The sequence below is a fragment of the Pseudomonas sp. ef1 genome (assembly GCF_007293365.2).
Classification (GTDB): Bacteria; Pseudomonadota; Gammaproteobacteria; order Pseudomonadales; family Pseudomonadaceae; genus Aquipseudomonas; species Aquipseudomonas siliginis.
On sequence record NZ_CM129815.1, the window covers coordinates 133,752 to 145,779 of the forward strand.

Annotated in this window: 6 protein-coding genes, 2 tRNA genes and 3 rRNA genes; 2 read left to right on the forward strand and 9 right to left on the reverse strand. The window is 53.7% G+C overall.

Annotation, left to right across the window (positions count from 1 at the left end; all coding sequences use genetic code 11):
* Positions 1-21: 21 nt before the first annotated feature.
* The 9 genes from FEE99_RS00700 to tyrS form a co-directional block, all read right to left on the reverse strand.
* A complete protein-coding gene (locus FEE99_RS00700) occupies positions 22-453 on the reverse strand; it encodes a hypothetical protein (RefSeq protein ID WP_041479744.1) in 432 nt (143 codons plus the stop codon).
* A 7-nt stretch (positions 454-460) separates the two neighbouring features.
* On the reverse strand, positions 461-1,213 hold the full coding sequence (locus tag FEE99_RS00705; protein WP_041479745.1) for a pantothenate kinase: 753 nt from the start codon (positions 1,211-1,213) through the stop codon (positions 461-463).
* Complete coding sequence (gene birA / locus FEE99_RS00710) at positions 1,203-2,156, reverse strand: bifunctional biotin--[acetyl-CoA-carboxylase] ligase/biotin operon repressor BirA (RefSeq protein ID WP_041479747.1); 954 nt, start codon at positions 2,154-2,156, stop codon at positions 1,203-1,205. The genes FEE99_RS00705 and birA overlap by 11 nt, the downstream gene beginning before the upstream one ends.
* A 132-nt stretch (positions 2,157-2,288) precedes the next feature.
* Positions 2,289-2,404 (reverse strand): 5S ribosomal RNA (gene rrf / locus FEE99_RS00715).
* 154 nt (positions 2,405-2,558) lie between these two features.
* Positions 2,559-5,452 (reverse strand): 23S ribosomal RNA (locus FEE99_RS00720).
* A 247-nt stretch (positions 5,453-5,699) separates the two neighbouring features.
* Positions 5,700-5,775: transfer RNA gene (locus FEE99_RS00725), tRNA-Ala, on the reverse strand.
* Between the two features lie 30 nt (positions 5,776-5,805).
* Positions 5,806-5,882: transfer RNA gene (locus FEE99_RS00730), tRNA-Ile, on the reverse strand.
* A gap of 81 nt (positions 5,883-5,963) precedes the next feature.
* Positions 5,964-7,500: ribosomal RNA gene (locus tag FEE99_RS00735) — 16S ribosomal RNA — on the reverse strand.
* Together the 16S, 23S and 5S rRNA genes with 2 tRNA genes alongside form the textbook arrangement of a ribosomal RNA operon.
* A 553-nt stretch (positions 7,501-8,053) precedes the next feature.
* On the reverse strand, positions 8,054-9,253 hold the full coding sequence (tyrS, locus tag FEE99_RS00740) for a tyrosine--tRNA ligase (protein WP_016772931.1): 1,200 nt from the start codon (positions 9,251-9,253) through the stop codon (positions 8,054-8,056).
* Positions 9,254-9,465: 212 nt separating this feature from the next.
* Between tyrS and FEE99_RS00745 the strand changes: the two genes are divergently transcribed.
* Complete coding sequence (locus FEE99_RS00745) at positions 9,466-10,890, forward strand: peptidoglycan DD-metalloendopeptidase family protein (RefSeq protein ID WP_041476672.1); 1,425 nt, start codon at positions 9,466-9,468, stop codon at positions 10,888-10,890.
* A 3-nt stretch (positions 10,891-10,893) separates the two neighbouring features.
* Positions 10,894-11,985, forward strand: a complete 1,092-nt coding sequence (locus FEE99_RS00750) for an anhydro-N-acetylmuramic acid kinase (protein ID WP_041476673.1) — start codon at positions 10,894-10,896, stop codon at positions 11,983-11,985.
* Positions 11,986-12,028 lie beyond the last annotated feature (43 nt).

Consider the following 12,028-nt stretch of genomic DNA (forward strand, 5'->3'; position numbering starts at 1 on the left):
GCGGGCGCCATTCTATGCAAACTATTGAGCAGGTGCAACCCCTTCGCACAGCATTATTTTATGTTTTAACTCATTGAATTCCTTGGAAAGGTTTTGCAACTGCTGATCGCCTAACAAACGCTGGCTGTCCGGCGCAGCTGCCAGCCAGTACCCGCTTCCGGCAGCATCTTTCGGCAGGGATTGCACATTGACTTTCATCGCCACCAGACGCTGTTGCAACCTGGCAATTGAATCTTCGTCAGAAAATCCACCAAGGAACAAGCACTGCTGACGCGGCGCCATCTCGCCTCTTCGACCTTCACCTGCGGTTTCGCTCAGCAGACGGATATCCTGCTGCGAACCACGATACAGATTAAGAGGAGTTACATCTTTGGCTCGCAAGGGCGCTTCCTGCTGATGCCAGACATAGTAAAAAACATTGAGTACAACCAGCAGCAGGAACAACCAACGCATATAAACCTCAAGACAAGGGACAAGCCATCTCCAAGCCGACAAAAACCAGGTCGGGCACAACCCTGGCGTCAGGCGCGACGCCTTTAACCAACTCGGCATCCCCTCCCGTAATAAAGACGGCGAATTGCTCTCCCCAGTACGCTCGAGCCAGCTCTAATTGAGTGAGAACGAAGCCCCTCAGCATCAAAGAACAACCGCGCTCCACCGCTTCAACGGTGGTCCGTCCCGGGACGTGACTGGAAAGGGCGCGCTCTGCTGCTTCATCACCATAACGAATTTTACGGGTATGGGTGCGCAACTGGTTTCGCATCAAAGGCATACCAGGACAAATGAACCCCCCGAGATGCTCACCGTCAGCCGCGACAAAATCGGCAGTGACCGCGGTACCGAAATCGAGAACCAGGCAAGCACTTCCGGCAGCCAGGTGGAAGCCGCCGAGCATCGCCAGCCAGCGATCAAGCCCCAGACGCTCATAGTCTTCATAGCCGTTTCGAACACCGGATATCTCGCGGGCGGGTTTCGCACACACGATAGGAATACCGAACGCGCGCTCAAGCATTTCGGTTAAAGCGCTGGTTTCCTCGATAGTCCTGACGCTTACCAAACGACACTTGCGCAGCGAGAGCGGCTTTATGATCCGTAGACTCTCAAGCAAAGCCTGATTCGAATCTACAACCCCTTCCGAAACCAGCCCACTCGCCGACGCATCCAGCACGCGCCATTTGATAAAACTATTGCCGCAGTCAAGCTCAAGAATCATCACGCAACCTCAGGCTGAGCTCTCCACCACTAAAGACTTTTTCAACACCATCTACAATCAAGCGCAACCCGCCTTGGTTATCAATCCCGAGCACTATCCCATCGATATGGCTGTTACCCGCGACCAAGGACACGGATCGACCCTGCCACAGATGATTTTCCGCCCATTCTGCCTGCAGACTTGCGAACCCGTTGAGCTGGTGTTTATGGGTATAAGCTTTGAGTTGATTACTCAACTCAACCACCAGAGCATTGCGATCGCAGGCTTTGCCTGACTCCAGCTTTATAGAAGTCCATTGCTGGTCGACCTCATCGGCAACCTGCATATTCACGTTGATTCCTATACCCAATACAACATGACATACATCCGCCGGATCGCCGACGAGTTCGAGCAGGATGCCGGCTATTTTCTTGTTACCCACCAAAACATCGTTGGGCCACTTCAAACCGGCATTGGGCACGCCGGCGCTTCGCAAGGTCTGCATCACGGCCAAGCCAACAACAAGGCTCAACCCCTCAAGCTGACGCATGCCGCCATCTATTCGAAGAACCAGGCTGTAATAAAGATTTTCCGCAAATGGGCTCACCCACTTGCGGCCTCGACGACCACGGCCTGCCAATTGTCGCTCCGCGAGCACCAAAAACGGCGCGGGTGCGCCCTCACTGATGGAGCGCAGAGCTTCGGCATTTGTCGAGTCGACGGAGTCGAACACACGCACCGGCCATTGCGGCATCTTCCTGGTTATTTCAAGAGGATCAAGGAGCATCAGAGGCGCCGACAATTGATATCCGCGACCGCGAACTTTATGGATCGACAGGCCAAGTTCAGCTTCAAGCTGTTGTAGCTGCTTCCATACAGCACTTCGGCTAATTCCCAGGGCAACGCCCAAGTCCTGTCCGGAATGGAATCGTCCATCCTTCAGTAGATTCAACAACGTCAGCATGCAGGTATCGCCTCACAATGAGGCCCGCATAATAGCCATGCCCCGGGCCGTTGCATAGAAATCAAGCGGGCACATTTCTCGCAGGCAAAACAAAACCCCAACTGCTTTCGCAATTGGGGTTTCGGAATTTAATCTTGACGATGACCTACTCTCACATGGGGAAACCCCACACTACCATCGGCGATGCATCGTTTCACTGCTGAGTTCGGGATGGGATCAGGTGGTTCCAACGCTCTATGGTCGTCAAGAAATTCGGGTACTGACTCGGGACCAGACGGCCTCGCTTCAGCAAATTGGGTATGTGACAGCTAGGTGTTTGTGAATTTCGAACTTTCGGTTCGTTTCGTCTTCACACACCGCAATCTGGCGCCTTTTCAGGTCAGCAAATTGCTTGGGTGTTATATGGTCAAGCCTCACGGGCAATTAGTATTGGTTAGCTCAACGCCTCACAGCGCTTACACACCCAACCTATCAACGTCGTAGTCTTCGACGGCCCTTCAGGGAACTCAAGGTTCCAGTGAGATCTCATCTTGAGGCAAGTTTCCCGCTTAGATGCTTTCAGCGGTTATCTTTCCCGAACATAGCTACCCGGCAATGCCACTGGCGTGACAACCGGAACACCAGAGGTTCGTCCACTCCGGTCCTCTCGTACTAGGAGCAGCCCCTCTCAAATCTCAAACGTCCACGGCAGATAGGGACCGAACTGTCTCACGACGTTCTAAACCCAGCTCGCGTACCACTTTAAATGGCGAACAGCCATACCCTTGGGACCGGCTTCAGCCCCAGGATGTGATGAGCCGACATCGAGGTGCCAAACACCGCCGTCGATATGAACTCTTGGGCGGTATCAGCCTGTTATCCCCGGAGTACCTTTTATCCGTTGAGCGATGGCCCTTCCATACAGAACCACCGGATCACTAAGACCTACTTTCGTACCTGCTCGACGTGTCTGTCTCGCAGTCAAGCGCGCTTTTGCCTTTATACTCTACGACCGATTTCCGACCGGTCTGAGCGCACCTTCGTACTCCTCCGTTACTCTTTAGGAGGAGACCGCCCCAGTCAAACTACCCACCATACACTGTCCTCGATCCGGATAACGGACCTGAGTTAGAACCTCAAAGTTGCCAGGGTGGTATTTCAAGGATGGCTCCACGCGAACTGGCGTCCACGCTTCAAAGCCTCCCACCTATCCTACACAAGCAAATTCAAAGTCCAGTGCAAAGCTATAGTAAAGGTTCACGGGGTCTTTCCGTCTAGCCGCGGATACACTGCATCTTCACAGCGATTTCAATTTCACTGAGTCTCGGGTGGAGACAGCGCCGCCATCGTTACGCCATTCGTGCAGGTCGGAACTTACCCGACAAGGAATTTCGCTACCTTAGGACCGTTATAGTTACGGCCGCCGTTTACCGGGGCTTCGATCAAGAGCTTCGCGTTAGCTAACCCCATCAATTAACCTTCCGGCACCGGGCAGGCGTCACACCCTATACGTCCACTTTCGTGTTTGCAGAGTGCTGTGTTTTTAATAAACAGTCGCAGCGGCCTGGTATCTTCGACCGGCATGAGCTTACGGAGCAAGTCCTTCACCCTCACCGGCGCACCTTCTCCCGAAGTTACGGTGCCATTTTGCCTAGTTCCTTCACCCGAGTTCTCTCAAGCGCCTTGGTATTCTCTACCCAACCACCTGTGTCGGTTTGGGGTACGGTTCCTGGTTACCTGAAGCTTAGAAGCTTTTCTTGGAAGCATGGCATCAACCACTTCGTCACCCAAAGGGTAACTCGTCATCAGCTCTCGGCCTTAAGATCCCGGATTTACCTAAGATCTCAGCCTACCACCTTAAACTTGGACAACCAACGCCAAGCTGGCCTAGCCTTCTCCGTCCCTCCATCGCAATAACCAGAAGTACAGGAATATTAACCTGTTTTCCATCGACTACGCTTTTCAGCCTCGCCTTAGGGACCGACTAACCCTGCGTCGATTAACGTTGCGCAGGAAACCTTGGTCTTTCGGCGTGGGTGTTTTTCACACCCATTGTCGTTACTCATGTCAGCATTCGCACTTCTGATACCTCCAGCAAGCTTCTCAACTCACCTTCACAGGCTTACAGAACGCTCCTCTACCGCATCACCCGAAGGTGATACCCGTAGCTTCGGTGTATGGTTTGAGCCCCGTTACATCTTCCGCGCAGGCCGACTCGACTAGTGAGCTATTACGCTTTCTTTAAAGGGTGGCTGCTTCTAAGCCAACCTCCTAGCTGTCTAAGCCTTCCCACATCGTTTCCCACTTAACCATAACTTTGGGACCTTAGCTGACGGTCTGGGTTGTTTCCCTTTTCACGACGGACGTTAGCACCCGCCGTGTGTCTCCCATGCTCGGCACTTGTAGGTATTCGGAGTTTGCATCGGTTTGGTAAGTCGGGATGACCCCCTAGCCGAAACAGTGCTCTACCCCCTACAGTGATACATGAGGCGCTACCTAAATAGCTTTCGAGGAGAACCAGCTATCTCCGAGCTTGATTAGCCTTTCACTCCGATCCACAGGTCATCCGCTAACTTTTCAACGGTAGTCGGTTCGGTCCTCCAGTCAGTGTTACCTAACCTTCAACCTGCCCATGGATAGATCGCCCGGTTTCGGGTCTATTCCCAGCGACTAGACGCCCTATTAAGACTCGCTTTCGCTACGCCTCCCCTATTCGGTTAAGCTCGCCACTGAAAATAAGTCGCTGACCCATTATACAAAAGGTACGCAGTCACAGAACAAAGTCTGCTCCCACTGCTTGTACGCATACGGTTTCAGGATCTATTTCACTCCCCTCTCCGGGGTTCTTTTCGCCTTTCCCTCACGGTACTAGTTCACTATCGGTCAGTCAGTAGTATTTAGCCTTGGAGGATGGTCCCCCCATATTCAGACAAAGTTTCTCGTGCTCCGTCCTACTCGATTTCATGACCAAGAGATTTTCGCGTACAGGGCTATCACCCACTATGGCCGCACTTTCCAGAGCGTTCCGCTAATCTCAAAGCCACTTAAGGGCTAGTCCCCGTTCGCTCGCCACTACTAAGGGAATCTCGGTTGATTTCTTTTCCTCAGGGTACTTAGATGTTTCAGTTCCCCTGGTTCGCCTCTTGCACCTATGTATTCAGTACAAGATAACCATCTTATGATGGCTGGGTTCCCCCATTCAGACATCTCCGGATCAAAGTCTGTTTGCCGACTCCCCGAAGCTTTTCGCAGGCTACCACGTCTTTCATCGCCTCTGACTGCCAAGGCATCCACCGTATGCGCTTCTTCACTTGACCATATAACCCCAAGCAATCTGGTTATACTGTGAAGACGACATTCGCCGAAAATTCGAATTTCTCAACTAAGAGAACTCACAAATTTTACCTTAGCCTGATCCGTTACCAGTGAAAGTAACGTTCAGTCTATCTTTCTATCACATACCCAAATTTTTAAAGAACGATCTAGTCAAAGACTAGAAATCAACATTCATCACCGTACCGGTGGAATGCTCATTTCTAAGCTTTCAAACTTCAGAAGCAGTAGTGGTGGAGCCAAGCGGGATCGAACCGCTGACCTCCTGCGTGCAAGGCAGGCGCTCTCCCAGCTGAGCTATGGCCCCGTATTTCTACAGGCGTTTCCCACACAAAATTGGTGGGTCTGGGCAGATTCGAACTGCCGACCTCACCCTTATCAGGGGTGCGCTCTAACCAACTGAGCTACAGACCCAATTTCGGGCTGCTTCTATCGTCTTCTTCAATGAATCAAGCAATTCGTGTGGGAGCTCATGCAGCAGCTGATGTCGTCGATTAAGGAGGTGATCCAGCCGCAGGTTCCCCTACGGCTACCTTGTTACGACTTCACCCCAGTCATGAATCACACCGTGGTAACCGTCCCCCCGAAGGTTAGACTAGCTACTTCTGGTGCAACCCACTCCCATGGTGTGACGGGCGGTGTGTACAAGGCCCGGGAACGTATTCACCGCGACATTCTGATTCGCGATTACTAGCGATTCCGACTTCACGCAGTCGAGTTGCAGACTGCGATCCGGACTACGATCGGTTTTATGGGATTAGCTCCACCTCGCGGCTTGGCAACCCTTTGTACCGACCATTGTAGCACGTGTGTAGCCCAGGCCGTAAGGGCCATGATGACTTGACGTCATCCCCACCTTCCTCCGGTTTGTCACCGGCAGTCTCCTTAGAGTGCCCACCATTACGTGCTGGTAACTAAGGACAAGGGTTGCGCTCGTTACGGGACTTAACCCAACATCTCACGACACGAGCTGACGACAGCCATGCAGCACCTGTCTCAATGTTCCCGAAGGCACCAATCCATCTCTGGAAAGTTCATTGGATGTCAAGGCCTGGTAAGGTTCTTCGCGTTGCTTCGAATTAAACCACATGCTCCACCGCTTGTGCGGGCCCCCGTCAATTCATTTGAGTTTTAACCTTGCGGCCGTACTCCCCAGGCGGTCAACTTAATGCGTTAGCTGCGCCACTAAGAGCTCAAGGCTCCCAACGGCTAGTTGACATCGTTTACGGCGTGGACTACCAGGGTATCTAATCCTGTTTGCTCCCCACGCTTTCGCACCTCAGTGTCAGTATCAGTCCAGGTGGTCGCCTTCGCCACTGGTGTTCCTTCCTATATCTACGCATTTCACCGCTACACAGGAAATTCCACCACCCTCTACCATACTCTAGCTTGCCAGTTTTGGATGCAGTTCCCAGGTTGAGCCCGGGGATTTCACATCCAACTTAACAAACCACCTACGCGCGCTTTACGCCCAGTAATTCCGATTAACGCTTGCACCCTCTGTATTACCGCGGCTGCTGGCACAGAGTTAGCCGGTGCTTATTCTGTCGGTAACGTCAAAATTGCAGAGTATTAATCTACAACCCTTCCTCCCAACTTAAAGTGCTTTACAATCCGAAGACCTTCTTCACACACGCGGCATGGCTGGATCAGGCTTTCGCCCATTGTCCAATATTCCCCACTGCTGCCTCCCGTAGGAGTCTGGACCGTGTCTCAGTTCCAGTGTGACTGATCATCCTCTCAGACCAGTTACGGATCGTCGCCTTGGTGAGCCATTACCTCACCAACTAGCTAATCCGACCTAGGCTCATCTGATAGCGCAAGGCCCGAAGGTCCCCTGCTTTCTCCCGTAGGACGTATGCGGTATTAGCGTTCCTTTCGAAACGTTGTCCCCCACTACCAGGCAGATTCCTAGGCATTACTCACCCGTCCGCCGCTGAATCCAGGAGCAAGCTCCTTTCATCCGCTCGACTTGCATGTGTTAGGCCTGCCGCCAGCGTTCAATCTGAGCCATGATCAAACTCTTCAGTTCAAACATCTTTGGGTTTTTAAGAAACCCTAAACTTGGCTCAGCAATCGTTGGTTACATCTTTGATTTCTCGCGGAGTAACTTGTGATGCTGATAATCTTGTTGACTATCAGTCTGACTGCACAAGCACCCACACGAATTGCTTGATTCAGTTGTTAAAGAGCGGTTGGTTAAGATCTTTCGTCTCAACCGAGGCGCGCATTCTACAGCAGCCTCATTTGCTGTCAAGTGATTATTTCCAGAAGTTTTCGAAGAATTCTTCAACAACTTCAACCACTTGCGCTTCCGATCTCTCGTTAGCTGGAGGCGAATTCTACAGCGTTAATCGCTGCTGTCAACACCTCTTTTTCTCCGCTTTCGACCGAGAAGATCGAACCGTTAAAAGAGCTACACATCACTGCTCTTTCAACTCCTTCCAGGCTTCAATGATCTGAAGCAAGCCGCTGTCGAAAACTGCATAACTCTTTGAATCTCAAGGAGTTTTCCATTTCGACTGCGCCGGAAGTGGGGCGAATTATAGACTTCTAAAATTCGCCGTCAACCCCCAATTCCAACTTTATTCAGATTTCAGCGTAATACGTGCAAAAGCCTTCTTGCCGGCCTGACAAACGTGAGTCGTGCCCAGTACATATATAAAGGAGCGATCAACCACTTCACCATCGACCCGGACTCCGCCCGCCGCCAACAGATCACGCGCCGCCGCCGAGTTCTTCACCAGGCCTGCCTTATTAAGGACGGCAGCGATCGGCATATCCTCAACCGAAGACAGCTCGATCTCAGGCAAGTCATCTGGAAGCTCGCCATCCTTCATACGGTTGCCGGCGCCTCGGTGAGCATTCGCCGCAGCCTCTTCACCATGGAAGCGCGCAACGATCTCTTCAGCCAGCTTGATTTTGATGTCGCGAGGATTCGCTCCAGCTTCGACGTCAGCCCGGAAGGCGTTGATCTCATCCATCGAGCGAAAGCTGAGCAACTCGAAGTAACGCCACATCAGCGCATCCGGGATGGAAACCAGCTTGCTGTACATGACGCCTGGCGCTTCCTGGATACCGACATAGTTGCCCAACGACTTGGACATCTTCTTCACGCCATCCAGACCTTCCAGCAATGGCATGGTCAGAATGCACTGGGCTTCCTGGCCATAACCACGCTGCAACTCGCGACCCATCAGCAGGTTGAATTTCTGATCGGTACCGCCCAGCTCGACATCGGCGCGCAGCGCGACCGAGTCATAACCCTGAACCAGCGGATAGAGGAATTCGTGAATAGCGATTGGCTGGTTGGTGGTGTAGCGCTTGTCGAAGTCATCGCGCTCAAGCATGCGAGCGACCGTGTATTGCGAAGTCAGACGAATGAAATCCGCCGGACCCATCTTGTCCATCCAAGTGGAGTTGAAGGCAACTTCGGTTTTCGCCGGATCAAGAATTTTGAAAACCTGAGTCTTGTAGGTCTCGGCATTCTCCAGAACCTGCTCACGCGTCAGTGGCGGACGCGTGGCGCTCTTGCCACTCGGATCACCGATCATCCCGGTGAAGTCACCTATGAGGAAGATGACCTGGTGCCCCAGCTCCTGGAACTGGCGCAGCTTATTAATAAGCACCGTATGACCCAGATGCAGATCCGGAGCGGTTGGATCGAAACCAGCCTTGATACGCAGCGGTTGGCCGCGCTTGAGCTTCTCGACCAGCTCGGACTCGACCAACAGTTCTTCCGCACCACGTTTAATCAGCGCTAGCTGCTCTTCAACCGACTTCATAACAGACCCGCAAGGCTCAGATTCAAAGGGAACCAACCATACAAGAACGCGCACCAATTACAAGTTTTGCCCGGCGCACGGACACCAATCCCCAGACCCGAGGTCTGTAGACTTGCTTCAGCGATGATTTGGTTATATTTTATACAGTTATTTCATCTTCATCATGTCATTCATCTTTTCCAATTCATCTATTTCAAAGTCAAAAATTACCTATGACCACAGAACCGTCTAAAGCGCCCCCGCTTTACCCGAAGACCCACCTGCTCGCCGCAAGTGGAATCGCCGCCCTTCTCAGCCTGGCGCTGCTGGTATTTCCCTCCAGCGATGTTGAAGCCAAAAAGACGACTCTGAGTCTTGAACTGGAAAGTCCTGCTGAACAACTGACACAAGATCAAGACGCTGCCGATGCGGCTCAAGCCACAAACGAGCCCGCAGCTTCGCCGTTCGCCCAAATCGAAAACAGCGACGAAAACGCCGCGCAAACCGCTGAAACCGCGCCAGCACCTGTGGCGCCTGCTGAGAAACCGAAAGAGCCTGGGCACCGTGAAGTCGTGGTTTCCAAAGGCGATACGCTGTCTACCCTGTTTGAAAAAGTCGGTCTGCCTGCAGCCTCCGTGCACGAAGTACTGGCAAGCGACAAGCAAGCCAAACAGTTCAGCCAGCTCAAGCGTGGCCAGAAACTCGAGTTCGAACTGAGTCCGGAAGGCCAGTTGACCAGCCTGCACAGCAAGGTCAGCGACGTTGAAACCATCACCCTGACCAAGAATGACAAGGGTTACTCGTTCAACCGAGTGACTGCCAAGCCAACTGTTCGCACTGCCTACGTCCACGGTGTCATCAACAGCTCACTGTCGCAGTCCGCAGCCCGCGCCGGCCTTTCTCACAGCATGACCATGGACATGGCCAGTGTCTTTGGCTACGACATCGATTTCGCGCAGGACATTCGTCAAGGCGACGAATTCGATGTGATCTACGAGCAGAAAGTCATCAACGGTAAGGCGGTCGGCACCGGCCCGATCCTGTCGGCGCGCTTCACCAACCGCGGCAAGACTTACACCGCTGTTCGCTACACCAACAAACAAGGCAACAGCAGCTATTACACTGCCGATGGCAACAGCATGCGCAAGGCCTTCATCCGGACCCCTGTTGACTTCGCCCGCATCAGTTCGAAGTTTTCCATGGGCCGCAAGCACCCGATCCTCAACAAGATTCGCGCCCACAAAGGTGTCGATTACGCAGCGCCACGGGGTACACCGATCAAGGCTGCCGGTGACGGCAAAGTGTTGCTGGCCGGTCGTCGTGGTGGTTACGGCAACACCGTGATCATTCAGCACGGCAACACTTACCGTACGCTCTATGGCCATATGCAGGGCTTTGCCAAAGGCGTGAAAACCGGTGGCAGCGTCAAGCAAGGTCAAGTCATTGGCTATATCGGCACCACCGGCCTGTCCACCGGCCCGCATTTGCACTATGAATTCCAGGTCAACGGCGTTCACGTCGATCCGCTGGGCCAGAAACTGCCAATGGCCGATCCGATCGCCAAGTCCGAACGCGCGCGCTTCCTCGCGCAGAGCCAGCCACTGATGGCGCGTATGGATCAAGAGAAGGCCACCATGCTGGCTTCGAGCAAGCGCTAAGCCATGGCCCTGTATATCGGTGTGATGTCCGGAACCAGTCTCGACGGGCTGGACATCGCCCTGATCGAGCAGACGTCGGCGATCAAACTGATCGCCACGCACTACTTGCCAATGCCTGACTCCCTGCGCGCCGAGCTGCTTGGCTTGTGCGCCAGCGGCCCCGACGAGATCGCCCGCTCGGCGATTGCCCAGCAACACTGGGTCGAACTTGCCGCGTCGGGCATTCACACCCTCCTCGCGCAACAACAACTCAAGCCCGATGCAATCCGCGCTATCGGTAGCCACGGTCAGACCATTCGCCATGAGCCGGCGCGCGGGTTTACCGTGCAGATCGGTAATCCAGCCCTGCTGACTGAGTTGACCGGTATTACCGTCGTCAGTGATTTCCGCAGCCGCGATGTCGCAGCGGGTGGCCAAGGTGCGCCTCTGGTACCAGCCTTTCACGAAGCTTTGTTTGAAGAGCGTACTGGTAACCAGGCAGTCTTGAATGTCGGCGGATTCAGCAATCTCAGCCTGATTGAGCCGAACAAACCTGTAGCCGGTTTCGACTGCGGGCCGGGGAATGTTCTGATGGACGCCTGGATTCACCGGCAACGTGGCGAGAACTATGACCGGGATGGCAAATGGGCTGCAACCGGCAAGGTTGAACCAACCCTGCTCAAGGCACTGCTAAGCGACCCGTTCTTCGTGACCAAAGGCCCGAAAAGTACGGGCCGGGAAGTCTTCAATCTGCCATGGCTGGAACAGCATCTATCGCGTCTGCCGACTTTCGCTGCCGAAGACGTTCAGGCCACGCTGCTCGAACTTACGGCGCTGACCATCGTCGAGTCGCTACAAAGCGCTCAATCGGGCACTCAGGAACTGCTGGTCTGTGGCGGCGGCGCGCACAACGCCACGCTGATGAAACGTCTGGCGGACCTGCTGCCAAATACCCAAGTCGCCAGCACCGCAACTCACGGGGTTGATCCAGATTGGGTGGAAGCCATGGCCTTCGCCTGGCTCGCCCATTGCTGCCTGGAAGGCATCGCCGCCAATCGGCCAAGCGTCACCGGCGCTCGCGGCCTGCGCGTACTCGGCGCCATCTACCCGGCATAACCTTCAGAAACAAAAACGCCGCAGAACCGAAAGGCTCTGCGGC